Annotated in this window: 21 protein-coding genes, 1 tRNA gene and 4 pseudogenes; 9 read left to right on the top strand and 17 right to left on the bottom strand. The window is 57.8% G+C overall.

Features of this window, described 5'->3' with window-relative positions; genetic code table 11:
- Positions 1-13 precede the first annotated feature (13 nt).
- A complete protein-coding gene (locus ACZ1GM_RS13455; RefSeq protein ID WP_472676899.1) occupies positions 14-763 on the top strand; it encodes an Nmad3 family putative nucleotide modification protein in 750 nt (249 codons plus the stop codon).
- A gap of 6 nt (positions 764-769) precedes the next feature.
- Here the strand turns inward: ACZ1GM_RS13455 and mmsB are convergent.
- The 7 genes and pseudogenes from mmsB to ACZ1GM_RS13420 form a co-directional block, all read right to left on the bottom strand.
- Positions 770-1,648 (bottom strand): annotated as a pseudogene (gene mmsB / locus ACZ1GM_RS13450) (3-hydroxyisobutyrate dehydrogenase); the annotation flags it as partial.
- A gap of 335 nt (positions 1,649-1,983) precedes the next feature.
- Positions 1,984-2,778, bottom strand: coding sequence for an enoyl-CoA hydratase-related protein (locus tag ACZ1GM_RS13445; RefSeq protein WP_472676898.1), 795 nt, complete (start codon positions 2,776-2,778; stop codon positions 1,984-1,986).
- Between the two features lie 135 nt (positions 2,779-2,913).
- Entirely contained in the window at positions 2,914-3,945 is a 1,032-nt protein-coding gene (locus ACZ1GM_RS13440) for an enoyl-CoA hydratase/isomerase family protein (protein ID WP_472678579.1), read from the bottom strand.
- A gap of 43 nt (positions 3,946-3,988) precedes the next feature.
- Entirely contained in the window at positions 3,989-5,134 is a 1,146-nt protein-coding gene (locus ACZ1GM_RS13435; protein ID WP_472676897.1) for an acyl-CoA dehydrogenase family protein, read from the bottom strand.
- Entirely contained in the window at positions 5,131-5,529 is a 399-nt protein-coding gene (locus ACZ1GM_RS13430) for a RidA family protein (RefSeq protein WP_472676896.1), read from the bottom strand. The genes ACZ1GM_RS13435 and ACZ1GM_RS13430 overlap by 4 nt, the downstream gene beginning before the upstream one ends.
- Positions 5,530-5,539: 10 nt before the next feature.
- On the bottom strand, positions 5,540-5,854 hold the full coding sequence (locus ACZ1GM_RS13425; protein ID WP_472676895.1) for an I78 family peptidase inhibitor: 315 nt from the start codon (positions 5,852-5,854) through the stop codon (positions 5,540-5,542).
- 5 nt (positions 5,855-5,859) lie between these two features.
- Complete coding sequence (locus tag ACZ1GM_RS13420) at positions 5,860-7,356, bottom strand: CoA-acylating methylmalonate-semialdehyde dehydrogenase (protein ID WP_472676894.1); 1,497 nt, start codon at positions 7,354-7,356, stop codon at positions 5,860-5,862.
- A 150-nt stretch (positions 7,357-7,506) separates the two neighbouring features.
- On the opposite strand from ACZ1GM_RS13420, the gene ACZ1GM_RS13415 reads away from it, so the two are divergent.
- Positions 7,507-7,580 (top strand) — tRNA-Gly (locus tag ACZ1GM_RS13415).
- A gap of 11 nt (positions 7,581-7,591) precedes the next feature.
- Here ACZ1GM_RS13415 and nfsB read toward each other — a convergent pair.
- The gene (gene nfsB / locus ACZ1GM_RS13410) at positions 7,592-8,284 is read right to left on the bottom strand and encodes an oxygen-insensitive NAD(P)H nitroreductase (protein WP_472676893.1); all 693 of its coding nucleotides are present in this window, start codon (positions 8,282-8,284) and stop codon (positions 7,592-7,594) included.
- A gap of 149 nt (positions 8,285-8,433) precedes the next feature.
- Between nfsB and ACZ1GM_RS13405 the strand changes: the two genes are divergently transcribed.
- The 3 genes from ACZ1GM_RS13405 to ACZ1GM_RS13395 all read left to right on the top strand — a co-directional run bounded on the left by ACZ1GM_RS13405 (position 8,434) and on the right by ACZ1GM_RS13395 (position 10,068).
- Complete coding sequence (locus tag ACZ1GM_RS13405; protein ID WP_472676892.1) at positions 8,434-8,997, top strand: TMEM165/GDT1 family protein; 564 nt, start codon at positions 8,434-8,436, stop codon at positions 8,995-8,997.
- Between the two features lie 99 nt (positions 8,998-9,096).
- Positions 9,097-9,558, top strand: coding sequence for a Dps family protein (locus tag ACZ1GM_RS13400; RefSeq protein WP_472676891.1), 462 nt, complete (start codon positions 9,097-9,099; stop codon positions 9,556-9,558).
- Positions 9,559-9,594: 36 nt separating this feature from the next.
- Complete coding sequence (locus ACZ1GM_RS13395) at positions 9,595-10,068, top strand: NUDIX domain-containing protein (RefSeq protein ID WP_472676890.1); 474 nt, start codon at positions 9,595-9,597, stop codon at positions 10,066-10,068.
- Here ACZ1GM_RS13395 and dinB read toward each other — a convergent pair.
- A pseudogene (dinB, locus tag ACZ1GM_RS13390) lies at positions 10,063-11,203 on the bottom strand (DNA polymerase IV). The gene ACZ1GM_RS13395 and the pseudogene dinB overlap by 6 nt on opposite strands.
- 90 nt (positions 11,204-11,293) lie before the next feature.
- Between dinB and ACZ1GM_RS13385 the strand changes: the two are divergent.
- The gene (locus ACZ1GM_RS13385) at positions 11,294-12,517 is read left to right on the top strand and encodes a multidrug effflux MFS transporter (protein WP_472676889.1); all 1,224 of its coding nucleotides are present in this window, start codon (positions 11,294-11,296) and stop codon (positions 12,515-12,517) included.
- Positions 12,518-12,532: 15 nt separating this feature from the next.
- Here the strand turns inward: ACZ1GM_RS13385 and ACZ1GM_RS13380 are convergent.
- The 6 genes and pseudogenes from ACZ1GM_RS13380 to crtY all read right to left on the bottom strand — a co-directional run bounded on the left by ACZ1GM_RS13380 (position 12,533) and on the right by crtY (position 19,731).
- Positions 12,533-14,084: pseudogene (locus ACZ1GM_RS13380) on the bottom strand (acyl-CoA carboxylase subunit beta).
- 145 nt (positions 14,085-14,229) lie between these two features.
- Complete coding sequence (locus tag ACZ1GM_RS13375) at positions 14,230-15,150, bottom strand: aldo/keto reductase (RefSeq protein WP_472676888.1); 921 nt, start codon at positions 15,148-15,150, stop codon at positions 14,230-14,232.
- A 16-nt stretch (positions 15,151-15,166) separates the two neighbouring features.
- Complete coding sequence (locus ACZ1GM_RS13370; protein WP_472676887.1) at positions 15,167-16,186, bottom strand: phytoene/squalene synthase family protein; 1,020 nt, start codon at positions 16,184-16,186, stop codon at positions 15,167-15,169.
- A 176-nt stretch (positions 16,187-16,362) separates the two neighbouring features.
- On the bottom strand, positions 16,363-16,944 hold the full coding sequence (locus ACZ1GM_RS13365; protein WP_472678578.1) for an LOG family protein: 582 nt from the start codon (positions 16,942-16,944) through the stop codon (positions 16,363-16,365).
- An 11-nt stretch (positions 16,945-16,955) separates the two neighbouring features.
- Complete coding sequence (locus ACZ1GM_RS13360) at positions 16,956-18,527, bottom strand: phytoene desaturase (RefSeq protein ID WP_472676886.1); 1,572 nt, start codon at positions 18,525-18,527, stop codon at positions 16,956-16,958.
- Complete coding sequence (gene crtY / locus ACZ1GM_RS13355; protein ID WP_472676885.1) at positions 18,514-19,731, bottom strand: lycopene beta-cyclase CrtY; 1,218 nt, start codon at positions 19,729-19,731, stop codon at positions 18,514-18,516. The genes ACZ1GM_RS13360 and crtY overlap by 14 nt, the downstream gene beginning before the upstream one ends.
- Positions 19,732-19,838: 107 nt before the next feature.
- Between crtY and ACZ1GM_RS13350 the strand changes: the two genes are divergently transcribed.
- Positions 19,839-20,771, top strand: a complete 933-nt coding sequence (locus ACZ1GM_RS13350; RefSeq protein ID WP_472676884.1) for a MipA/OmpV family protein — start codon at positions 19,839-19,841, stop codon at positions 20,769-20,771.
- A gap of 168 nt (positions 20,772-20,939) precedes the next feature.
- Here ACZ1GM_RS13350 and ACZ1GM_RS13345 read toward each other — a convergent pair whose 3' ends face one another.
- Positions 20,940-22,604 (bottom strand): alpha/beta hydrolase family protein, encoded by a 1,665-nt coding sequence (locus ACZ1GM_RS13345; RefSeq protein ID WP_472676883.1) that lies wholly within the window; start codon positions 22,602-22,604, stop codon positions 20,940-20,942.
- Entirely contained in the window at positions 22,528-23,004 is a 477-nt protein-coding gene (locus tag ACZ1GM_RS13340; RefSeq protein ID WP_472676882.1) for a hypothetical protein, read from the bottom strand. Before ACZ1GM_RS13340 ends, ACZ1GM_RS13345 begins: the two co-directional genes overlap by 77 nt.
- Before the next feature lie 153 nt (positions 23,005-23,157).
- Between ACZ1GM_RS13340 and ACZ1GM_RS13335 the strand changes: the two genes are divergently transcribed.
- Positions 23,158-24,441, top strand: coding sequence for a metal-dependent hydrolase family protein (locus ACZ1GM_RS13335; protein WP_472676881.1), 1,284 nt, complete (start codon positions 23,158-23,160; stop codon positions 24,439-24,441).
- A gap of 137 nt (positions 24,442-24,578) precedes the next feature.
- Positions 24,579-26,400, top strand: a pseudogene (locus ACZ1GM_RS13330) (DUF885 domain-containing protein).
- The last annotated feature ends 125 nt before the right edge of the window (positions 26,401-26,525 follow it).

Here is a 26,525-nt window from a genome sequence, read left to right as displayed (position 1 = left end):
CAGCGGGGAGAAGATGCGAATAATCTTCTCACGTAAGGGGTTTGACAGCGCGGCGGGCGGTGGGCCTTCGCCGATTGTGGATGGGCGCCCGATCAGCCTGCCAATACCAGCGGGGGTAGCGTCGCAAACGACGTATGACGATCTCGGTTTGGGCGAGTTAGCGGCGATTGCGAGCCGGGGAAAAATAGGCGGTCGCGATCTTTGCCACCACGACCCGATGTTTGTGGATGACGGCACGTGCCTGTTCGGACAATGCGGTGCCGCGCAGACCCATCTTGCCAATCAAGGCGTTGGAATTGATGATGTTTTTGTGTTCTTCGGCCTGTTCCGAGAGGAGCAGACAGGCGAGCCGCATCACCGTATTTTCGGGTATCTCAGAGTAGTCGAGATAATGCGCATGATTGAACATGATGACCCCGTGGTTGAAACAGAGGCACCCGATTTGGTCCGGTTGGGGCACCCGCATGCACTAAAGATGCACAGCTTCAACGATGTGATCTATCGCGGCGAGGGGCAAACGGCGTCATTGGCCTCTGATGTACTGAGATTGACCGTGATGGGTGGCCCGCCCAGCCTTTGGCATCGCCCGGCCTGGCTGAAACGTGGTGGGCTAAGCTATCATGACCGGGCGGACCGCTGGTTGCACGGCGGAAAGATCAGGTCTGTGGCACGAGGTCAGGAATTTGTGGCGGATGTTGGGAAGCGTCGCGAACCTCGCGAATGGCTCGACGGCATTATTGCGGAAATCAACCGGTCGCTGTGACGAACGTTACGAATAGGTTTTGATGATCGCTGAGAAGTCGAGTGCTTCGTTTCCCGCGCCAAGGAAGTCTTCGTACAAGCCGGCTGCGCGCGATCCCAGTGGCACTGCGGCGTCCGCCGTCTCGGCGGCTTCCATCGCGAGGCGCAAATCCTTCACCATCAATGGCGTGGCGAAGCCGCCTACATAGTCATTGTCAGCCGGGCTCTCGAAACCCACGCCGGGCATCGGTGTGTAGGCGTTCAAGGACCAGTTATAGCCGGATGATTGCGAGCTGATCTCGTAGAATTTCTGCGGATCAAGGCCCAGCTTTTCCGCCATCTTCATCGCCTCGGCGGTGCCGATCATGGTTATGGCGAGCAGCATGTTGTTGCAGATTTTGGCGGTCTGCCCCGCGCCCGCATCGCCCGCGTGGATCACCGCCTTGCCCATTGCGTCAAGGATCGGTTCGGCGCGTTCAAATGCGCCCGCCGTGCCACCGACCATAAAGGTTAGTGTGCCGCCATTGGCCGCAGCGATCCCGCCGGAAACGGGCGCATCCACCATATCGTATCCGGCTACTGTTGCCGCTTCGATGACTTCGCGTGCCGTCGCGACATCGATGGTGGAGCAATCGAGCAAGACCGCGCCTTTCGGGGCATGGCCGATCACGTCACTTTCGTAGACGCTTTTCACAATCGCGCCATTGGGCAACATGGAAACGACCGCGTCTACACCGGTGCAGGCCTCTGAGGCGCTGGTGAATGTCGCGCAGCCCGCATCCTTAGCAGCGGCCAGAGCTGCTTCGCTGAGATCAAAAGCACGGACCTCGTGGCCAGCCTTCACAAGGTTTGCGGCCATCCCGCCGCCCATATTGCCAAGGCCGATAAAGGCGATTTTCATATTAGAGTGCTCCGTTCGTGCTGAGCCTGTCGAAGTACGACTTGCCTAGTACTGCGTTCGCCCTTCGACAAGCTCAGGACGAACGGTTGGGGTTTGGCATTGTGTCGGTTGGCTTGGCGATCCGAGTGATATTGTCCTCAAATAGCGAAGCGATAGGACGCGAAAAAGTCCTCAAATAGCGAAGCGATAGGACGCGAAAAAGTCCTCAAATAGCGAAGCGATAGGACGCGAAAAAGTCCTCAAATAGCGAAGCGATAGGACGCAAAAAAGTCCTCAAATAGCGAAGCGATAGGATGCAGAAAACACGTAGAGGGAGCGGGTGGCTCTGGCTCGACAGCAAACTATCTCCCCTTCCACTGGCCCTCACGCTTCTCGACAAAGGCCGCCATGCCCTCGGTCTTGTCCTCGCTCGCGGTGAGGATCTGGAATATGCGGCGTTCCATAATCAGGCCCTGATCGAGCGTGCTTTCAAACGCGGCGTTGACCATTTCCTTATTCGCAATCGCGGCCATGGGCGGCATGCTGGCGATAGTGCTCGCGGATTTCAACACATCGGCGATCAGATCGGCCTGAGGCACTACGCGCACCACCAAGTTTGCACGCTCGGCTTCGTCGGCGCTCATCATCCGCCCGGTCAGGCACATTTCCATCGACTTGGACTTGCCAATCGCGCGGGTCAGCCGCTGCGATCCGCCCATACCGGGCGCGACGCCCAGCTTGATTTCCGGCTGACCGAATTTCGCATTGTCGCTGGCGATGATGAAGTCGGCCATCATGGCCAGCTCGCATCCGCCGCCCAGCGCAAAGCCATTAACTGCCGCAATCCACGGCTTGCGCGTTTTCTTCACGATCTCGCTGGTCCATGGCGAAAAGAAATCTTGCAAGTAGAAGTCAGCAGCCGCTTTCTCGCTCATTTCCTTGATGTCGGCACCCGCTGCAAAGGCTTTCTCGCCTGACCCGGTTAGCACCGCGCATAGCTGCCTATCGTCAGCCTGATAGTCGGCAAATGCCGCGATCAAGTCGGCCAACACCTGACTGTTCAGCGCGTTCAACGCCTTGGGCCGGTTGAGCGTGATCAGCGTGACGCCGTCATTGCCCTGCGCATTGGTTTCGACGGTGATGGTGTCGTAGCTCATAGTCGGTCTTTCTCTCTCGTCATGGCGAGGAGCCGCAAGCTCGCTTTGGAGCGACGCGGCAATCCAGGGCAGTGGTGCTCCGATTCTCTGGACTGCTTCGCTACGCTCGCAATGACGAAGGAAGCAACCCCAAGCCTAATTCTCTAGCGACCGCCATTCCTCCTCGGGCGGCAGGGGGGTAAAGATGCTGTCGAGCAATTCCTCGCTCACCTCTTCCGGGTTTGCCGGGTTCCATTTGGGATCATGTGTCTTGTCGACGATCACTGCGCGAACGCCCTCGGCAAAATCCGGGCGCAGCAGCACGCGGCTACCGATGCGATATTCCATTGCCATATTGTCGGCAAATGTGGGCAGGGTGAGACTGGTAGCGAGCTGTCGCAGCGCAACCTTGCACGTTTGCGGGGACTTGGTGCCAAGCGTGTCACGCTCTTTCTGCGCCCATTCAGCGCCGCCATTCTCATTACTTTCGATCTCGGCTTCGAGGCTGGCGAGAATGTCTTCATAGTGATCGCTGGCGAAGTGTTTTGCGATCCTCAGCGCGTTTTTCTCAATCCTTGCCTCTGGCGGTGTGCCCACCGGCTCAGACAGAATGCCCGAGATGCGTGCAGGGCGCTCAACGATACGAGCCTTGATATCGTCCAGCATTTCGTTCGGCACATAATGCGAGGCGAGACCAGTCCATAGCGTTTCCGCACCATCCAAACGAGCACCGGTGAGCGCGAGGAATTGCCCAATGCGCCCGCCAAGGCGCGAGAGATACCAGCCACCGCCAACATCGGGAAATAGGCCGATGCCCGTTTCGGGCATCGCGAAGCGGGTATTTTCCGTCGCGACGCGAAATTTACAGGGGAGGGAAATTCCAACGCCGCCACCCATGGTGATGCCATCCATGAAGGCCACAATCGGCTTCGCATAAGTGAACATCTGATGGTTCAGCTGATACTCGTCATGAAAGAACTTGCGGCCCGAGAGACCGCCGTCATTCAACGCACTTTCCCGCAGCAGGTTGATGTCGCCTCCCGCGCAAAAGCCGCGTGTGCCCTCAGCATGATCAAGAATGACTGCCTCAATTGCATCATCCTGCGCCCATTCAGACAGTGCCGCGCTCATCGCGTGGCACATATCCAGCGTCAGCGCATGGAGCGCCTTGGGCCGGTTGAGTGTGATGCGACCTACACGGTACCGTCTATCTGGGTTTTGATGTGGTCTGTCACTGTCTCAGCAAATCCCGGCCTACCACCATACGCATGATCTGATTGGTTCCTTCCAGGATCGAATGTACGCGAAGGTCGCGCCAGAACCGCTCAATCGGATAGTCCTGCAAATAACCATAGCCACCATGGAGCTGCAGCGCGCGGTCGACAATCGCGCTGCCATTATCCGTCGCAAGCCGTTTCGCCATCGCGGAGAAGCGGGTCTTGTCGGGTGCGTTTGCAGTGACTTTTGCCGCTGCGAGGTAGAGGAGGGCACGTGCGGCCTCCAGATCCGTGGCCATATCGGCCAGCGTGAACTGCGTGTTCTGAAACTCAGCAACGGGCTGGCCAAACTGGGTGCGCTCTTTAGTGTAGGTGATTGCTTCGTCGAGACAGCGCTGCGCGCCGCCGAGCGAGCACGCGCCGATATTCAGGCGGCCACCATCGAGGCCCATCATCGCGATGCGAAACCCTTCGCCTTCGCCGCCGACCAGATTCTCGACCGGTACACGGACATCCTCCAGGATTAGCTGCGCGGTGGGCTGCGAATGCCAACCCAGCTTTTTCTCATTCGCGCCAAACGATACGCCGGGCATGTCCTTTTCGATCACCATGCAAGTGATGCCTTTGGGGCCGTCTTCACCGGTGCGGACCATCGCGACATAAATCTCGTTCGAGCCCGCGCCGGAGATGAATTGCTTCGACCCGTTCAGCACATAATGGTCGCCATCCTTGCGCGCGGTTGTTTTGAGCGCAGCTGCGTCAGAGCCGGAAGATGGCTCTGTCAGGCAATAGCTGGCGATTTTGTTCATGCCGACAAGATCGGGGAGATACTTGTCTTTCACGGTCTGCGAGCCAAACCGGTCAATCATCCACGCGGCCATATTGTGGATCGAGATGAACGCACTGGTGGACGGGCAGCCATAGGCCATCGCCTCCATAATCAACGCCGCCTCAAGCCGACCAAGGCCGATGCCGCCGCTTTCTTCCGACACGTAAATCGCGCCAAAGCCAAGCTCTGCGGTTCGCTTGATCGTGTCGATGGGGAAAATGTGCTTCTCATCCCATTCGCCTGCATGGGGTGTGATGTTGTCTGCGGTGAAGCGCTGGGCCATTTCCTGAATAGCCAGCTGATCCTCTGTGAGGTCGAATTGAGTCGTCATGCGATGTGCCCTAGCACTGCCTCGGCTTCTATTTCCACCTTCCATTCGGGGCGGCATAGCCAGGCAACACCGGCCATTGTCGCGGCAGGCTGAGCATCGCCGAAGTATCGCGCATGAACCTCACCAACCGCATCTTGATCAGCAGGATCGGTCAGCAGCATGCGTGTGCGTACAACGTCGTTGGCGCTGCCACCCAATTCCTCAATCGCGCGCAATATCAGGGTGCAGCACCGGTCTGCCTGTTCTGTCGCGCCGCCCGGTGTGGTTGAGCCATCATCCTCGACTGGGCCGGTGCCCGCGACGATGATGCGGTTGCCGTCTCTCACCGCGCGGGCAAAGCCAAACTTCGCCTCATAGGGGGAGCCGGTAAAAGCGTGCTGCCGTCCCTCGGTCATTTATTGGCGCTCACTGACAGACGATCCGATTGATCGATTTCTTGTCGTCATAGTGGACCCGCAGGCGATCCTTGCGAATATCCATGGTGACCTGTGTGCGTGGCGGGATCCATTGCAGCGTGCGCGCACCGCTCTGCCGGAGCATCTCCGCACCAAGGTCTTGCGTCGCATACTCGTTCAAAAATGGCTCAAGCATGCGTGCATTACATGTTCCCTGTTCGGAAACCTCGCGCTCGGGAATGTAGGAGAGATCAGCGGCGGCGTCAGTGCCTGTCACGCAGCTGGCGAGAGAAATAGATGCAAGGGTAAGAATTGTATGTCGCATTGTGATCACCCCATCGTCGGAATGATGAACGCGTTTGATCCGTCGCCGCCGCCATCGGGCCAGCGCTGAGTCACTTTTTTGACCTTGGTCCAGAATTTGAGACCCTCCATGCCGTATTGATCTGTGTCGCCAAAGCCAGAGCGTTTCCATCCACCAAAGCTGTGATAGCTGACCGGGACCGGAATCGGCACGTTGATCCCGACCATGCCGACATTGACGCGGCTGGCAAACTCGCGCGCGGCGTGGCCATTGCGCGTGAAAATTGCGACGCCATTGCCATACTGGTGATCGCTGGGAAGCTTCACTGCCTCTTCAAAGTCATTGGCGCGGACGATCTGGAGCACAGGACCGAAAATCTCTTGCCTGTAGCTCTCCATCTGCGGAGTCACGCGGTCGATCAGGGTGGGGCCGATAAAGAAGCCTTTTTCATGCCCCTGAAGTGTGAAGCCGCGTCCGTCGACGACGATATCTCCGCCTTCTTCCTCGGCGGTCGTGATCCATTCCTCGACCCGCGCCTTATGCTCAGGCGTTACCACAGGGCCATAATGCGCCTCGGGGTCATTCGATACGCCGACGCGCAGTGCGTTGATCGCCGGGATTAACTTCTCTCTCAGCCTGTCCGCCGTATCTTCGCCAACAGGCACCACGACGGGCAGAGCCATGCAGCGCTCGCCTGCTGAACCGAATGCCGCGCCGCTCAGGTCGTTGACCACTTGATCAAGGTCTGCATCCGGCATCACAATGCCGTGGTTTTTTGCGCCGCCCATTGCCTGTACGCGTTTGCCAGCGGCAACACCGCGTTTGTACACGTAATGTGCGATGTCCGAGGATCCTACGAAGCTGACTGCGCTGATATCTTCGTGGTCAAGGATCGCATCGACCATTTCCTTGTCGCCATGCACGACTTGCAGCAGGCCTTCCGGAGCGCCTGCCTCGACAAACAATTCTGCCAGACGCACCGGCACGCTGGGGTCGCGTTCCGATGGCTTGAGGATGAACGCGTTACCGACCGCAATCGCCATGCCGAACATCCACATCGGGATCATCGCTGGAAAGTTGAACGGGGTAATGCCCGCGCCAATGCCCAGTGGTTGCCGCATGGAATAGACATCAATGCCGGGGCCGGCCCCTTGCGTATATTCGCCCTTCAAGACCTGAGGAATGCCACACGCATACTCGATGACTTCAAGGCCACGTTGCACATCGCCCTTCGCATCATCAACGACCTTGCCATGCTCACTCGACAGCAGCTCGGCGAGCTCCTGCATATTGGCTTCGATCAGTTCCTTATAGCGAAACATCACACGCGCGCGTTTTTGCGGATTGGTGGCCGCCCAGGCGGGCTGGACTTCCTTGGCGGTTGCGACCGCCTTGTCCAGCAGGGCCGCATCGCCGAGGGCAACCTCAGCTTGCACTTCGCCGGTAGAGGGGTTCCATATCTGATGGGTACGACCGCCGGAGCCACCCGCACCTCCAACAATGAAGTGATCGACCTGACGCATGATTATTCCTCTCCGCTTTGCGAATCTTATAATACGACTTTAGGCGCGTCACGGTCACCCGCCAAGCCATAGCTTTCGGCCCTTGGGCAGAGGGCGCGCAGGATTGACGATCCATCGCGGCTGATGCAGATGCGCGGCGGTGATGATAATGCGGGTGTAGCTCAATGGTAGAGCAGAAGCTTCCCAAGCTTAAGACGAGGGTTCGATTCCCTTCACCCGCTCCACCTCATTTCGGTCAGATTTCCGTAATGATCTCATCCAGGGGAAGCCGCGATTTTGGCAGTTCAGCGTTAAAGTCATTCTCGCCGCGATAGCCGACGGAAACGATACACAGGCTGCGCAGACCCTTGTCGGTAAAGCCGAATTCTTTGTCGAGAGCGTCGCGATCAATGCCTTCCATTGGCGTCGTATCCAGCCCTAGTGCGGCAGCACCCAGCATGAATTGGCCGATGTTGAGATATGTCTGGTTTGCATTCCATTCAGACAGATTACCGGCGTCCCGGTTCATATTGATAAACATCTTACGAACGTCATCCGTTTGCTTGGCGAGTTTTTCCGGGTCTTCTGCAAAGCGGCCATCTTCTTTCTCGACTTCCAGAATACGATCCAGAAATTCATCGGTCAGCTCAGTCTTGCTGGCAAAGACGATCGCCGCACCTGCGTTCAAGATTTTAGGCGTGTTGAAATCGTATGGTCCCTCCGTACCTTTGGCGACCCGTTTCTTGCCCGCGTCAGTTGTTGCCAGAATAAAATGCCATGGCTGCGCGTTTGTGCTGGATGGGCTGAACTGCAGTAGCTCTTTGAGCTTTTTCAGATCGGCATCGGAAATTGTGCGCGCGCCATCGTATTCCTTTGTTGTGTAGCGAGATTTTGCGGCCTCTACGATGTCGCCGGCTTCATTGAGCGAGGTCATGGTTGCTGCGGTCATTGCTGATTCTCCATATTGACTGGCCGCTATTCCGAGTGGCGGCAGATATGCACGAACAACTCAGCATTCCGGTCAAACGTTCCAGACACACTGATGAAACTTTCGCGACTGGTCTTGAAAGAGTTTGCAGTTCAGTCAGAACGTAAGTCATGAGCGCATCACTATTCCTGGCACTGATCGCATGTTTTCTCGCCTCAATTGGGGGGCGGGATCAGCGTCTTGTTGCAAGCCTGAGAGCCTCGCTTGGGCCATCTGTGCCGCTGCTCGTCGTTGCGTTCCTGTCGTGCACAGTGACGGCAGCTGCCATGGCGTGGGGCGGTTGGCGGATAGAGGCAATGGTTTCAGATTCGGCGGAAACCATGCTGGTCGCCATTGCCATGCTGGTTGCCGGCGTTGAATTGTTCTGGCCTGTGCGAACATCGTCCATGGCAGAGCCGACGCGGTCACTGGGCGCGGTATTTCTCGTGCTTGTGTTTCGTCAGATCAGCGATGCCCCGCGGTTCCTGGTGTTTGCCCTCGCGGCGGCCACGGTCTCGCCGGTTCTGGCCGGCGTGGGGGGTGCAATGGGCGGCGGCGCGGCGGTGTTTGTGGGATGGCTGGTTGGAGAGGAACTGCAAGAGCGCCTCCCGCTAAAAACCATCCGGGTCTTGCTCGCTGTTCTTCTGGTGCTCACCGCGATTTATATCGGATTATCCGTTCGTCAGATTATCTAGTGATCGACTGAGTCGATTATTCTGATGGTAGATCTCTCGGAAACAAATGTGTTCTCAGTCATTAGATGGACACATACAGATTACCGAAAGAGGTTCACCATGTCTGACACAGGAAGCAACTCGACCGCGCCGTTAGTATCCGAATTGAACGGCTTATTGGCCGATCATATGGCGCTGTATTTCAAAACGAAAAACTTTCACTGGCATGTGAAAGGCCCGCGTTTTCGCGATCTTCACCTGTTGTTTGACGAACAGGCTATCGAGGTACGTGACCAGATTGATGTCATCGGCGAGCGGGTGCGGAAATTGGGTGCGAACACCCTAACATCGATTGGCTCGGTGGCATCGCACACACAAATTGCCGACCAGGACGACGCAGCGCTGGATGCAGAGGGGATGATCACTGAATTGCGTGATGACAATGCGAGACTGGTGAAGCGTCTCAAAGGCATGAAGCCACTCGCGGAAACTGCTGGAGACAATGCAACTGATGGATTGCTGGACGATTGGACAGATATGGCTGAAGAACGCGTCTGGTTTCTGACCTCGATGCTCCAGTGATTTGGCAACATTGCGTTGCTGCCGTAGTCACCACGCATGATTGACATTATTCCGAAGCCGGTGGCGCAGTTCGCTTTGCGGATTGCTCACCGGCTTCGTCACAGGTGGAGGAAATGGCGCAAGGTTCCGTTGCGCGGCGTCACGATGGTTGCGCGCAATCCTGCTGGCGACGTAATGCTCGTGCGGCATAGCTATGGCCCGCCAGGTTGGTATCTGCCCGGCGGGGGAATGGCCCCCAGTGAAGATCCGCAGGACGCGGCGGCTCGCGAATTGATGGAAGAGACGCAATGCGCGGTTGAGCAGGTGGAGCTTGTCGGCACGATCGCCGATCAGATTTCCGGGAGCCCACACACCGCCTATGTCTTTACGGGCCTGACTCGCGACCTTCCCGTGCCAGACAAACGCGAGATTCTGGAGGCGCGCTTTTTTGCGCCCTCAGATTTTCCTGAGGACCTGAGCAGTCAGACCCGTACTCGTCTCGATTTCTGGCTCAAGCAGAACGGATCATAGCAGTGATAGTTGCGCGTCAGGACGTTTGTTGTTTTCATCGTTTTGCGCCCCTTCCAGCTTGGACAGCGTTAGCCCCATCAAGCGAATGGGCATGGGCAGTGGTAGTGCCTCCTCAAGCAGGGATCGCGAGAGATCGCTAAATTCCCGCTTCGTTGTGATCAGATGCGGCACAGACTTTGCCCGCGTCATCGATTGAAAATCCGTGTACTTCATTTTCAACGTGACCGTGCGGCCTTTGGCTTCGACCCGCTCGATTGAGGTCCACACAGTGTCGATAATGGTCTCAAGCGTGTCGCGCAGGGCAGGACCGCTTGAGATGTCCTCTGAAAAAGTGCGTTCTCCGCCGACAGACTTGCGCACTCTGCTTGACCTTACAGGCCGCAAATCGATCCCCCGTGCCGCGCGGTACAGATAATCGGTACGAACTGCCGAAATGGGCGCGTATCCACTCCAGGTCTTTTGCGGCCAAGTCAGCCCCGGTTGCTATGCCGAGCTTCGCCATCTTCTCCGCACCCTTCGGCCCAACGCCATGAAATCTGCGCACGGGCAGATCGGCCACAAAGTCTGCGCCTTGGCCCGGCCTGATTACGCATAACCCGTCTGGCTTGTTCTGGTCGCTGGCAATTTTGGCGAGGAATTTGTTGTACGATACGCCTGCACTCGCGGTCAGTTTGGTCTTGGCCTTGATCTCCTGCCGGATCAGTTTGGCAATGCGCGTGGCAGAGCCGATACCCAGACGATCCTCCGTCACATCCAAATAGGCCTCATCAAGGCTGAGAGGTTCGACCAACGGCGTATGATGTTCAAAGATTTTGCGGATGGTCCGTGATGCTTCCTTGTACGCATCAAACCGATGGCGGACGAAAATGAGATCGGGGCATAACCGCTTGGCGGTGACCGACGGCATGGCGCTGCGCACGCCGAATTTGCGTGCTTCATAGCTAGCCGCTGCCACTACGCCGCGCCCAGATGACCCGCCCACGGCAACCGGCTTTCCGCGCAACTCTGGATTGTCACGTTGTTCTACGCTGGCAAAAAACGCATCCATATCGACGTGGATGATCTTGCGCAGGCCGCTTACGCCACTGGCGACTTCGTCATCATCCTGATCTGTTTCGGGCGTCGTATCGGACATTTCTCCAATCTATAAAGAGTGCGCTCAATTATAAACCATGAAGCACAATCATCCCTTCCCTTTTGAGGCCGCAACCCCCAATGGGTGTGCATGGCCACAGCAGCATCTACGCACAGAGCGCCGCTATCCGAGCGCGAACTGATCGTCATGATGGCTGGTTTGATGAGCCTGCAGGCTTTCGGCATTGATGCGATGCTGCCGGCGCTTGGCCAAATAGCTGAAGATATGAGCGCCGGTGGCAATGACCGGCAATTGGTGATCGCAGCCTATTTTCTGGGATCCGGGATCGGCGCATTCTTTCCCGGCGCATTCGCGGATCGGTTTGGACGCAGACCCATTCTGGCCCTGGGCTTGATCGCTTATGTTGGCTTTTCGCTCGCCTGTGCGCTTGTCACAAATTATGATCTGCTATTGCTCATGCGTCTGGCACAGGGGCTGTGCTGTGCGGGGCTGAGCGTTGTTCCTGCCACCATTGTGCGCGACAAGGTGGGCGGCGACCGGATGGCGCGGCTGATGAGCCTGATCATGATGATTTTTCTGATTGTACCGCTGCTTGCACCGGCCGTGGGGCAGGGGATCATGTATCTGGCGAGCTGGCGCGCAATTTTCGGTGCGATGGCTGTGATGGGTATTGTGGTTGGCACATGGGCGTGGCTGCGTCTGCCAGAGACACTGGAGGCGGAAAACCGGCAGGAAATCGACCCTCTCACGATCATGCGTAACATGACGAAGGCTCTCATAAATCGCGGTGCGATTGGCTATGTAGTTGGCAGCGCGCTGGTATTCGGCAGCCTGTTTGGCTTCCTCAATTCTTCGCAGCAATTGATCAGCGAGACATTCGGTATGGGCAATTACTTTGCGCTGATTTTTGGCGGGGCAGTTGTTGGCATGGTGCTCGCCAACTTTACCAATTCGCGCATTGTGGAACGCTTTGGTGCTCGGCGGGTCAGCCACACCGCTTTGATGGTGTTTATCCTTGTGGCGGTCGTGCAATATCTCAGCGCCAATCAGGCTGAGCAGCCGCTTTATCAGTTTATCGTCCTGATGAGCATGTCGATGGCGTGTCTTGGCTTTGTAGGTGCAAATTTCTCCAGCATCGCGATGCAGCCCTTCTTTCATATCGCCGGTGCGGCGAGCTCTGTTCAAACGGCGGTGCGGATGAGCACCGGAGCAATTCTTGGTGCGTTTATTGGCAGTCAATATGACGGCACGGCATTGCCACTGGCCACCTGGATGCTGACCTGCGCGTTGCTCGCGCTAGCGATCGTGTTGTTCAGCGAACGGGGAAAACTGTTTCGCCGGGTGAATGGGTGACAAAGGTGTGAGCGGCTAGGTGTTCGATCCGAGAACGCGCCACGCCAGCTCGGCAAACTCACACAGTAAGGGCCGAGTGTCGCGCGGATCGATAATGTCCTCGACATTGAAGCGTTCGGCGCTGCGAAAGGGTGAGGTGACTTTGCCGAGCCGTTCCTTGATGGCCCCCAGCTCCGCCGCAGGGTCATCTGCTGCTTCTAATTCAGATTTGTACGCGACTTCTAGCCCGCCAGCGATGGGCAAGCTGCCCCAATCGCCCGATGGCCAACAATAGCGGTATTGGAAGCGGTCGGCATTGCTCATCGCACTTCCGGCAATGCCATAGGCGCGGCGCAGGACGATGCTGGCGAGTGGCACGCTGGCCTTGTAAATCGCATTCATCGCCTGCACGCCATAGCGGATTGTTCCTGCCATTTCGGCTTCGCGCCCGATCATGAAACCGGGATTGTCGACCAGATGCACGATGGGCAGGCGGAATTGATCGGCAAGCTTGACGAAGCGTTCGACCTTTTCGCTGGTTTTCGCTTCCCACGATCCGCCCAGATAGCTGGGGTCGCTCGCCACCACGGCCACGGGCCAGCCATCAAGCCGGGCGAGGGCGGTTATTGCCGCGCGGCCCCAGTTGCGGCCAATCTCGAACACAGTGCCTTTATCGAGCACCATGTCGAGGCAGCGGCGCATGGAATACACCTGTTTCTCGTCACGCGGGACTAGGCTGAGCAATGCGTCCTCACGCCGATCAACCGGGTCGGTCGGTTCAGTGCGCCGCGCAAGCTGTCCGACATGTTCGGGCATAAATGACAGGAAGTGCCGCGCGCGGGCGAACGCCTCGGCCTCGCTGGCGACCTCATCATCGACCACGCCATTGCGTGTGTGAATGTCCGCCCCGCCGAGGCTCTCTTTCGCCTCAGTGTGGTTCGCCGGGCCTTTGTAGCTGTCGCCCAGACCATCGACGACGGCAGGACCGGCAGCGAAAAGCTGTGACAGGCCGCGCACCATGATTGAATAGTGACTTGCCACGACGCGCGCCGCGCCAAGACCCGCAGTGGGGCCGAGCGCCAATGCGACGACAGGAACAGTGTCGAGATTGGTGACCACATCAGACCAACCCGGCACAGCGGGAATATAGGTCGCACCGATCTGTTCCAGCGTTTTAACAGACCCGCCGCCACCCGTGCCATCAATCATGCGGATGATCGGCAATTTCAGCTGGTGCGCCATCATTTCCGCTTGGAGCATCTTGCGATAAATCGCCGCATCGCCCGCACCACCGCGAATGGTGAAATCGTCAGCCGTGGCGACCACCGGGCTAGCCGTTGACGAGCGCTTTGCCGAACAGGAACGGGGCGGGCGTTACATGCTGCAGATCGCCATTTTCGTCGTACACGCCCTTGCCAGCGATCTTGCCAATCTCGCGGAACGAACCTTCGTCCGTCAGAGCAGCGAGACGCGCCCTCGCATCCATTTTGCCGCGAGAATGCTGACGCGCGACCTTTTCCGCGCCGCCCATCTTTTCGGCGAGCGCTTCGCGTGCACGCAGCTCTTTGAGTTCTTTCGCCCAGGTCATTTACATCTCCACACCCACATCATTGCGAGAAGCCCCAAGCTCGTTTTGGGGCGACGCGGCAATCAAGAAACCGCAAAAGCTGGATTGCTTCGCTACGCTCGCAATGACAGAGCAATTTATGAAGCCCATTCTTGCGAATACCGTATTACGGCAAAGGGCTCCCGCGTGCCGCCGCAAACACCCTATACCATTCCTCGCGGGTCCAGCGCACAGACAGCGCGCCAGCCGCCTCGGTTATTCGTTCCGCATTTTGGGAACCGATGATTGGGATGATGCTGGCGGGATGCGCCATCAGCCAGCTATAGGCCGCGATCGCGCGATCAATGCCTTTTGCTTCCGCTATCTCGCCCAGCACACGGGCAACTGCGCGATCATGTTCGCTCTCTGGCCGCATCAGCCGACCACCGCCCAGCGGCGACCATGCCATCGGTGACAAGCTCAAACGAATTGCCTGATCCAACTCGCCATTCTCGAACGGGGCGATGCGTAGTGGGCTGATTTCCGGCTGTGTCGTTGCGAGCGGTGTATCGAGCAGGCTGGTAAGTGTCTCGATCTGATAAGTGGTGAAGTTCGACACGCCAATCGCGCCGACCTTGCCGCTTTTGACCGCCTCTTCGAGAAAACCCGCAAGCTCCTGAGGATGCGTAAGAATATCGGGCCGATGGATCTGGTAAAGATCAATCCGCTCGACCCCTAGCCTCGTCAGCGATGCCTCTAGCGCGCTGTCCATATAGCTGCGCGATTGGTCGTAAGGCAGCGGCGGCATGATCCCGCCCTTACTGGCCAAGACCATCCGATTGCGCAGGCCCGGCTCGGCGCGCAACACGTCGCCAAAAAGCCCCTCCGCATCACCAAATCCGTCTGTGCCGTTGAAGCCATAAATGTCGGCAGTATCGAGCAGGTCGATCCCCGCATCGAGTGCGGTATGCACCAACCTGGAAAGACCTGATGCGCCATTGGCATCGTCCGTTGTGCGCCACATGCCCCATGCGATGGAGCTAACTTCGATGCCCGATTTTCCCAGCACGCGGCGTGCGGGTGGGGCGGGCAGATAAGAATCAGTCATACGATGCGTAGTAAGGCTAAGCGGCGCGTTCGGGAAGCAGCTTGCGCGTCCAACGGGGCATCTCGGGCGGGGTCTCTGGCTTGTTCACCAGCGCCTCCCAAAACGCGGCTGCGACATGGCCCACCTTGGCGGCCTTGCTGGTGTAAATGCGGTGGTCCCATGCGGCAGTGCCGCGCGCGCGCACCTCGTGGCCGATCGCGGTGTAAATGCGGGCCGCCGACAGGATTGCCCAGCGGCTGCGGAAGGGCAGGCGCGCCGCGCCGACCCGTGCAGCAGCCGCGTGATGATCCATCAGTGTGATCAGGCGTTCCGCCATGTCGGCCAGTTCCTGCCGGTGGTGCGGCTTGGCATGTTGGCCGGGCTCTATGTCTTCTTCGACGAGCCACTCAACCGGCAAATAGCATCGGCCAGCCGCATCATCCTCGGTCAGGTCACGGGCGATATTGGCGAGTTGAAATGCGAGACCCAGGTCGCAAGCACGGTCGAGCGTATCCTGATCATCACGATCAACGCCCATCATCACCGCCATCATGACACCGACCGCCCCAGCGACGTGATAGCAATAACGCAGCAGATCATCCTCGTTGCGGGGGCGCCAGTCTTTTGCGTCCAAATCGAAGCCTGCAATGACATCTTCCGCCATCTCCATGGTCAGCCCGCATTCCTTGGCGACCAGACCGAACGCATCAAACGCGACATCAGCGGTGGGCAAGCCGTCGAGCGCGCGACGCGTGAGCACGCGAATGGCATTGATACGGTCCTGCGCATTGTCAGAATCGCAGCCTGCAACATTCAGGTCGCCACCATGATCCTGACAATCGGCAATATCATCACAGCGGCGGCACCATGCATATAGCAACCAAACCCGCTCGCGCGTGGTGCGGTCGAACAGGGTTGACGCGGCGGAAAAGCTCTTTGAGCCTTTTTTGATGCTGGCATGCGCCTTTTCGACCAGCGCATGGCGATGCCGCCCACCACCAGCCGATTGTGGGGTGGTGCGGAATGATTTCGCGGGGGTGATGGGAGTGGAAGACATTAGTCGGTTACTTGGTCATGCGTATCTGTCGATCACTGCTCCGGCGAGCGATAAGCGAGCCGCAAGGGCGGAGTCGACAGACGGTACCGTGCTTAGAAAAAGGAACTTGGGTTGGCTTCGCTCTGCATTCTCGCCTTCGCGGGAATGACGAGTACAGATGCGGTCGGCTCCACTCCTCACAAATCATCCGCCTTCATCTGGAAAATGGGCGTATGCGGTTGATACTCCGCCATCCGGTCCAACAGCGCGGGGAGGGTGTCTTCCACAAGAATGATCCCCTGATGCGCGGGGCGGACAAAGCCGACATCGGCCATATGCGCGTTGAACGCGATCAGGTGGTTGAAGAACCCGAACGCGTTGAGCAGACCGACGGGCTTCGAGTGATAGCCAAGTTGCGCCCAGCTGACCGCTTCCCACAACTCATCCATCGTTCCGACCCCGCCGGGGATGGTGATGAATCCATCCGACAAATCGGTGAAGCGCTGCTTGCGCTCATGCATGCCCGAAACGGTGTAAAGCTCGGTGCAATCGTGATTGGCGACTTCGGAATTGGCGAGCGCTTCCGGGATAATGCCGATGACCTCACCCCCTGCATCGAGAGCGCCGGTCGCGACTGCGCCCATCAGCCCAAGCCTCCCGCCGCCATAAACGACGCCAATCCCGCGCTGCGCCAGAGTTTGGCCGATCTCTCGCGCCAGCTCGATATAGCGCGGATCGTCGGGCGTGGCTGAGCCGCAATAGACAGCGAGGCGTTTCATTGTTGTCTTGCTCACTCAGCCGCCTCTTGCTGCGCCGTTTCAACACCCAAATCTTCCAGCATAATACCGGCGGTTGCCTTCGCGCTGCCGACCACGCCGGGGATCCCTGCGCCCGGATGCGTGCCCGCGCCGACGAGGTAGAAATTCTCGATAACGTCATCGCGATTGTGGCCGCGCAGATAGGCACTCTGCCACAGCACCGGCTCAAGGCTAAACGCGCTGCCTAGGTGAGCGTTGAGATCCTGCGTGAAGTCCTTCGGCGTATAGCTGAACTTGGTCACGATACGGTCATGAATATCCGGGATCAGGCGGCGGCCTACTTCGTCCAGAACACGCTTTTCAAGTTCTGGGCCTACCGAGTCCCAATCGAGTGGTAACTTGCCCATATGCGCCACCGGGACCAGCGCATAGAATGTGCTCATCCCTTCTGGGGCGACACTGGGGTCTGTCACGGTTGGGTGATGCAGATAGATTGAGAAATCCTGCGGCAGCACGCCGTTTTTGTAGATGTCATCGACCAGCCCTTTGTAGCGTGGGCCGAACAGGATCATGTGATGCGGAATGCCGGGCCATGTGCCTTCGATGCCGAAATGAACCACGAACAAGCTGGGTGAGAAGCTCTTTTTCGACAATGACTTGGCATAGTCACCGCCGCGCTTCGAACCGCTGAGCAAGTCCTTGTAACTGTGCATGATGTCGGCATTGCTGGCGACCGCGTCAAAACGCTCTTTCCAGCCAGAGGCGGTTTCCACCTCGCTCGCTTTCGTGCCGACCGTGTGGACCTGCGTCACCGCATCGCCGACGCGCAAAGTGCCGCCAAGCCGCTCAAAATGCCGCGCCATGCCAGCAATCAGGCGGTTGGTACCGCCCTTCGCCCACCACACGCCGCCGTCTTTTTCCAGCTTATGGATGAGCGCGTAGATTGCGCTGGTTTTCATCGGGCTGCCACCGACCAGCAGGGTATGAAAACTGAATGCCTGCCGCAGCCTTTCGTCCTCGATATATTTGCTGACCATGGAATAGACGCTGCGCCAAGCCTGTTTCTTGGCGAGCGCAGGGGCGGCTTTCAGCATGCTTTTGAAATCAAGGAAGGGGACGTGGCCCAGCTTCACATAGCCTTCCTCATAAACGCCCGCTGAGTATTCGAGAAAGCGCTGATAGCCCGCAACGTCGGCAGGGTTCAGCTTGGCGATTTCATCGAAGAGCTGTTCTTCGTCGTTGGAATAGTCGAAGTTCGTGCCGTCGGGCCAGTTGAGCCGATAGAACGGCATGACCTTCATCAGTTCGACATCTTCGGCCATGTCGCTGCCGGTCAGTTCCCACAATTCGCGCAGCGATTCCGGCGCGGTGATAACGGTGGGGCCAGCATCGAAGGTGAAGCCTTCCTTGTCCCAATAATATCCGCGTCCGCCAATCTTGTCGCGCCCTTCAACCACCGTTGTCGCGACACCCGCTGATTGGAGGCGGATTGCCAGCGCCAGCCCGCCAAAGCCCGCGCCGATGACACATGCTGTGCGGCCCGATGGTGCGATGCCGATCGGCGTTTCGGAGGATGCGGTAATGTCGATATCAGGAGCGTTCATCTGGTTTTCCTTGGACGAGTGGATCGCCTTTGCCAAGCAGTGCGGCAAGTGCCTTGCCGAAAGCTACGGGCGGTAGACCAACAAGGATGCGGATTTTGTCGAACAAAGTTGAGTGTCCCGCGTAAAAACGTTCGACCAACGGTTCGCGCAGACCATAGAACCGCTGAAAGATGCGGTACCGTTCCTCAGGCTTTGCTGCATCGAACAGTGTCCTGCCCAAGGCACGGTAATAACCCATACTCTTCCAATGGGTCCTTGCGCGCGCTTCGAACAAGGCCGCGAGCTGGTCCCCTGCGAGATCGCCATTCTCGGCAATGGCGATCGCGTTCTCGACCGCTATTGGCAAAGTATAGCTGGTGAGTGGGTGAACGAAGCCGGCGCGTGCGCCCGCGATCGTGACCCCGGGAATGCTCACCTGCGCCTGATGCGCCTTGAAGTTGCCGCCGGTGATGACAGGTAGAAAGCCCACCTCATAACCGACAAGATCGGCGTCCTCCCAACCCATCTGACGGCTATAGCCGTCGATGCGAGATGACACCGCGCCTCGATCAAGATCGTGCCTGTCGGCGTAATACGTATCTTCCACAAAAACATCGTGTGCCCCCAGCGGCAGCGTGTAGACAAACCGGTATGCGCCGCCATTTCCGTATGGCGCGTGCTGATCGACCGCCGCATCCATGATGACCGGGCGCTCCAGTCCATGAGGTTCGGGGAGGCGCATGTGGCGCCCCATAAAGACCTGCCACCCGCCATCGAGATGCTCACTCGGTACGAAGGGCCTGCAATCAATCACCACCCGTGCGGGAATGCGCTCACCATTGTCGAGCGTGACGCCCTCCGCATCGATATGCTCTGCGCGCCTTTTCAGTCGTAAGTGCTCATCGGGCAAAAGCCGCGAAATCCCCTCGTGAAAATCGGCACTGCTCATAGAGCGGTAGCCGGCTTTCAGAGTACGGCGATAGCGTGGAAACACGACGTCATAGCCCGCGTTCCATTCTGTCTGGCGTAGCGCCGACAAAAGATCGCGGCCTCCCTCGGACAAGTCGCTTTCAAACCAGCTCCAGCGATGATTGCCGCCCAGCGCGTTGCCGCTTTCGATCAGCGCGAGCCGCAATTCGGGGCGCTTGCGAAACAGCGCGAGTGCGATGAGACCGCCGGCGAGGCCGCCGCCCACTATTGCCACATCAATCATGCGCCCAGTCATGCAATGGCACTATAGTTCAAACCGCCTCGGAGCAATGGTTTGGCGCCTGTTTAGGAACTGGAACTGAATCACCCCGTTGATACAGAAACGAAAACGAAAGTCAGTAAATGCAATTCTCAAGATTAACCTCAATCATTGCTGCCACCGGTGCCGCATTTGCCAACCCTTTGTCGGCGCAGGACAGCAGCGATGAACAACAAGTCCCACCAGCGGAAAGACCGGTCGCAGGCCCTCCTGCTGGAATTCCGATGAACGACATCGTCTTCGATGATACGTGGATCACCCTGGGTATCGGTGCGGGGCTGGTACCGAGCTATTCTGGATCAGATGATTATGTGTTTTTCCCGCTGCCGCTGATTGTCGGGCGCGTGGGCGGAGTGGGGATCAGCCCTAATGGCCCCGGTCTGAACCTTGATTTGCTGTCACAACCACCAGCAGACGGCCCTCCCGGCGCAGGTTCGGACAAGCCCAGCATATCCTTCGGTCCCTCGTTCCGGTTGCGCAATGATCGCGAATCTCAAATCGAAGACGAGGTCGTGCGTGCTGCAGGCGAACTCGATACCGCTCTTGAGGTGGGGGCAAATGCCGGAGTAACGTTTCCCGGTGTCCTGAACCGTTTTGACCGGGTCACGGTATCAACCTCTGTGCGATGGGATGTCCTGGGCGCTCATGACGGGATGGTTATGGAGCCTAGTCTTGGCTATTTTACGCCAATGGGGCTTGGGTCGGCCATTCAGATCGCGGCGTCAGCCCAGTTCATCGACGATAGCTTTGCCGACTACTATTACTCGGTCAGCGCACAGCAGAGTGCGGACAGCGGATTGCCGGAATTTACCGCAGATGGCGGACTCAATAGCCTGGGTGCGACGGTCATCAGCACGTTCGATCTCGACGGAAGCCTGACGAACGGTGGTTGGAACGTTTACGCGATCGGAGGCTATTCCCGGCTGGTCGGTGATGCGGCAGACACGCCGTATACGGCGATCCGTGGCAGCGCAGACCAGTTCTTCGGCGGCATTGGTGTTGGGTATACTTTTTAGTTTTCCGCAGCACCTCCGTGCTGCGATATCCCCGCGGCTTGCGGATAAATCCGCGACGCTGCGGGCGCGCTGTCGCGCTTGCGGCTGCAATGCAGCCGTGCATTCTTGATCAGGAAGGAAAAAGGGCCGCCGACTGGCGACCCCTTGAATAAAAAGTTGGGCTAGCCCTCAGTCCTCGTCATCCTCTGGCATTTCGGCACCTTTTGCGCCGTCCGCCAGTTGTGGGCGTGGGGCGGGCATTGCGGCACCGCGATCACCCGTCATCAGGTAAGTGTCGAACCACCCCATCATGCGCAAATTATAGTCATACCGGCTGCCAGCTTTGCGGTTGCCATGACCTTCACCCGGATAGAATACCATCCGTACGGGCAGGTCAGGCTTACGGATTTTGAGCGAACGATACAGCTCCAGACTTTGGCCCGGATCGACCCGAGTGTCTTCCTCGCCATGCATGATCAGGATCGGCGTGTTGGCCTTGTCCACGTGGTACACCGGCGACACTTCCAACATCTTCTGCCAGTCATCCCACGGCCATTTACGGCTGTGCACATTGTACATTTCGTAAGGGATATCGCCCGTACCGAACTTGCTGATCTGATTGGAGATACCGACAAACATGACGGCTGCGGCATATTCAGCGGATAGCGCTGTGGCGCCCCAACCGGTCGCATAGCCCCCATAGGAACCGCCGGTGATTCCGGTGCGATCCGCGTCAGTAATTCCGTCAGCCACCAGCGCACGCTTTGCATCAACGATATCGTTGAATTCTTTACCGGCGTAATCGTTCTGATGCTGCTTGGAAAAGGCGGTGCCGTAAGCGGTGGATCCGCGATAATTGGGCAGGAACACGGCATAGCCTTTACCGGCGGCAACCTGACCCGGGCCGCTGTAATTGGTGACCCAGCCATTGCTTTCGTGCGCTTCGGGGCCGCCATGCACGTCCATAATGGTCGGCGCGCCGCCGCGCGGAACCCCGCCAACAGGTTCGATTAAAACACCCTCGACCCGCTGACCATCACGCGCAGTGTAGGTATAGGCGCGTTGCTCACCGAAATCGATATCGGCCAGCCAGGGGTTGTGGCTGGTCCAGCGGTCAAAGTCGCCGTCATTCCACACGAACATCTCGGTTGGATGGGATGGACTGTTCGCGGCGAAAGCAACCGTGTCGCCAGCGGCCTCTACCCGTGTCAGGATCAGATCGCCTGGATCGATATCATCAGTGCTGGTGCCAGCATCGGTGTAGATCCGCAGGCGGGATTGCGCACCGACATGGATAACAGCTGCCAACTCTCCGCTGGAAAGCCATTCGGCATCGACCGCTGCCTCTGCTGCGCCCGCATTGAGCGCGCGGTATTCGCCGGTTGCAGTGTCCACAATATGAAGTGTTGTGGCAGCCGGATCGTTTTCATCCACACCTGCGATGAGCGACAAATAACCGCCATCGGGCGAAATTTCGACGTCGCCGATCTTGCCGGGTGTTTCGACAACAGCCGTAACGTTGCCAGAGTTGAGGTCGATGATGTTGACCCGCTTTTTCGTATAGCTGTCATCGACAAGCGGGGTGGGGGCAGTCTCGACAACGCCCATCCGGCCATTTCTGGCAATGTCGAATGCCGTCACATAGCCCGGCAGCGATATCTCACGCGGCTCCTCATCAATTTCTTCGCCAACGCTTGCCACAAACAGCCGGTTGGGCTTGAACTCCTCCTCGTAAACTACCGAGTTGAAACCGGCCTTTTTCTGTTCTTTGCGTTGTTTATCTTCGAGCCGCGCCGACCAGCATGTACATGCTTTGCCCGTCAGGGGCCCAGCGATAGGAATTGACGTTGGCATCTTCGACGCCCGCGAGTTTGCGATATGTCCCGCCATCTACCGGAACACCCCAGATCGCACGTTTCTCTTTGTCCTTGGCCCATGCGAAGCTGACCATGCGGCCATCGGGTGAGAATGCGACGCCGCGCGGGCTGACATCCTCTGGCAGGAACGCGCGATAGGTGTTCGGGCCGGTTGCGATTTTCAGCTCAGAGGTTGATCCGCCATTGTCTTCGCCCTCCGTTACATCGGGCAGGCTGGAGGTGGTGAAGGCGATCCGGCTACCGTCTGGAGACACCGCCATTGTGCCAACGTTTTCCAGTTTGGCCACGTCTTCCGGGGTCATTGGACGCGCCATCGCTGTGGCGCTGATGGAAGCTGAAGCCAGAAGAGTGGCGACGGTAAGCAGTCCGCGTGTCATTCGATTGTTTCCCTGTATAGGCGACTTATTGCGTGCATTCATAACAAAGGTAGCGCCCTTGGCAACTCATGCAGCGCGGGCATGGCGGCACCGCATCGCACTTGTCTCAATAACGCATAAAGTCCAATACAGCTCCCAAAGGGAGAGTTAGTGATGCGTTTCAAGACTTTGTTGGCAGCCATCGCAGCTATGGTCTGCGCGCCCGTGGCTGCTGAGACCATCGTAATCGAAGCTGGCAGCGTCATATTGGATGCTAGCGCAGAACCCACAGGGCCGGCTCATGTTATCGTACAAGATGGCAAGATCGTTTCGGTCTATGAGAAAGACCCGGCGGCAATTTACCCGCGGGCCGAAGGTACGATCTTTATCGACCTCTCCGACAAAACGGTCCTGCCCGGCCTGATCGATCTCCACACGCATCTCTCAGGCGATCCCAGCGGCGAGTTCTGGCGCGCGGCGACGACGCCGCCCGAATATTTCACGCTAATCGCGGCGAAGAATGCGCGGATCACGGCATTGGCGGGCTTCACCACAGTGCGCGATTTGGGCTCACGCACGGATCAGGTCACACAAATGCTGCGTCGTGCCACTGCTGAAGGCATTGTCGCGGGGCCGCGTGTGGTCACCAGCGCCCGAACGATCAGCATTGTTGGCGGGCATGGCGATACAAATGGCTTTCACAAGCATGTGAATGATGTGCTCGATTCTGGATTTACATGTACCGGCGCAACCGAATGCGCAGAGAAGGTGCGCGATGCGTCCAAATATGGTGCCGACCTTATCAAAATCACCGCGACCGGCGGTGTCCTCAGCCAACAGGGGCGTGGTTTGGAGGCACACTTCACCGACGAAGAAATGCGTAGCATTGTTACCACGGCAGAATCACTTGGCCTGAAGGTCGCAGCGCATGCGCATGGCGCGCGCGGTATTGAGGCGGCGGCGCGGGCAGGTGTGCATACGATTGAGCATGGCACTTATATTGATGAGGCGGCGGCCAGGGCTATGAATGCCAGCGGCACAACGCTTGTACCTACGCTCATGGCTTTTGAGGGGATCAAGAAGAACCTCGGCAAAGGCTTTTACACCCCCGTTGTCGAGGATAAGATCCGTGCGGTCAGCGAGTTTGCGGGCACCATCGTTCAGCGTGCTCTACAATATGATGTAAAAATCGCTTTTGGCACCGATGCAGGGGTATTTCCCCATGGCGAAAATGCGGGCGAGTTTGCCCTGATGGTGAAGGGAGGAATGACGCCGCGCGCGGCATTGGCCAGCGCCACGACCGGCGCGGCAGAGATCCTTGGCATGCAAGACAGTATTGGCCGGATCGCGCCGGGCTATTCAGCAGACATCATTGCGGTGGACGGCAATCCCCTTCGGGATGTGACGGTGCTCGAAGATGTCGACTTCGTGATGGTACGCGGAAGCGTGATCGAGTGAAGGTCCGATCCACCAGCGCTTAAGGAGCTTTCCGGGAAAGTCAGTTCGTCGAGCGCGAAATCTCACTCGCAGAACGCGATCTTGCGCTGGCGTTTACCATGGTTAATGCCGCGCGCCATGTTCCAAAGGGTCTAATCATGAAAATTCTCCATTCCGCTCTGCTCGTGTCTGCTGCATTTATTTGCGCGCCAACTGCCGCATTCGCGCAGGATCAGGCGCAAGACGCTCCTGCCGAGGCCGCACAGTCGGAGCATGACAAGCTGTTCGCGCTGTTCGAAGATGCTGATGCGCGCCAATTGCAGTTAAGCCCGATCTCACGGCTCTTTCGCGGAGACGACAAAGGTGCAGACCGCCTTGGTGATTTTCTTACCGATGCTCAGTTTCTCGCCGGGCGCACGGACACGATGCTCAATCTCGCCCTGTTGGCGCAAATTGATCGTGATAAGCTGAACTCAACCGATCAGCTCGCTTACGATGTGTTCAAATATAATCAGGACCAGTCGATGCTTGGCGCGACTGATGAAATCCGCGCGCTCACCGAAGTACGGTACGATTAACCACTTCAGCGGTTTCCATACATTCTACCCAACCTTCGCCAGCGGGCAGGGCGCAGCGCCATTCAAGACGATCCAGAATTATGAAGACAATCTGTCACGACACGATGACTACATCACCCTGACAGAGCGGGCGATTGGCAAGTTTCGCGAGGGAATGGAAAGCGGTGTTGTCGAGACCAAATTGACAATCAACAACGTTATCGAGCAGCTCACAACCCAGCTGGATCAACCCATTGATGAATCCCAGTTCATGGGACCGACGAAGGCTTTTCCAGAGGATTTCTCGGACGAAGATAAAGCCCGCCTGACCGCCGCCTACGAGGCCAAAACCCAGGAAATCTACGATGTTCACGCTCAGCTTCGCACCTTCTTGAGAGAAGAATACCTGCCGGTTGCGCGCGAGGAAGTTGGACTAAGCCAGATGAAGGGCGGGGATGCGCTGTATCGTCAGCTCATCGAGAGATCGACGACGCTACCGCTGGAGGCTGACTACATTCACGAGCTTGGCCTGACTGAGGTGGCACGCATTAAGAGCGAGCTCGACAAGCTGCGGGCCGAAGTCGGTTTTGACGGCACGGTCAACGAATTTTTCGACTATGTCCGTACAGACGAACAGTTCAAGCCGAAGAGCCGTGAGGCGCTGACGCAAAGCTATTATGACATCGGCGAAGAGGTCGACAAAAAGATCGGCGAGTATTTCTCTTTGCTGCCCAAGTCAGAGCTGGTCATCAAACCCTATGACCCGGCGATTGAGCAGTTTAGCGCAGGCGGGTCGTATCAGGTCGGCACACCGGACGGGTCGCGCCCCGGCACGTTCTATTTCAATGCCTATGATCTGCCGAGCCGACTGACGACGGGAAATATGACGCTCTACCTTCACGAAGGCGCCCCCGGCCACCATTTCCAGATCAGTCTGGCGCAGGAGAATGAGGCGCTGCCCGCCTTTATGCGCTTTGGCGGGACGACCGCCTTTGTCGAAGGCTGGGCGCTTTATGCAGAGACATTGGGCTATGAAATGGGTTTCTATGACGACCCATGGAATCGTTATGGCACGCTACAGGACGAACAGCTTCGCGCGATGCGGCTGGTGGTTGATACCGGGCTTCATGCCAAGGGCTGGAGTCGCGAGCGAGCCATTGACTTCATGCTCGACAATTCGGGCATGACCCGCACCGAAGTTGTGGCTGAGGTTGATCGGTATATTGCGATACCCAGTCAGGCTTTGGCCTACAAGATTGGTGCGCTGAAAATTCAGGAATTGCGCGCGCGGGCCGAGGATAAGCTGGGCGACGACTTCGACATTAAGGATTTCCACGCTCAAATTCTCAACACTGGGGGGCTGCCATTGCCGGTGCTTGAGACCAAGATTGATCGCTGGATCGCGGCCCAGACGGATAGTTAACTGCGCGCTGTCTGACCACTGGGCGGGCTAGACTGACCGTTGGTGGATTGGTGTTTGAGCGGCGAACTTCCAGATCGCATCACATCTTCTTAATGAAGCGGGGATGCTCGCTCGAATAAAGGGGT

The sequence above is a fragment of the Qipengyuania sp. JB2-7 genome (assembly GCF_055693485.1).
Note: the sequence above shows the minus strand (reverse complement) of the source record. Positions and strands in the feature narration are given on the sequence as shown.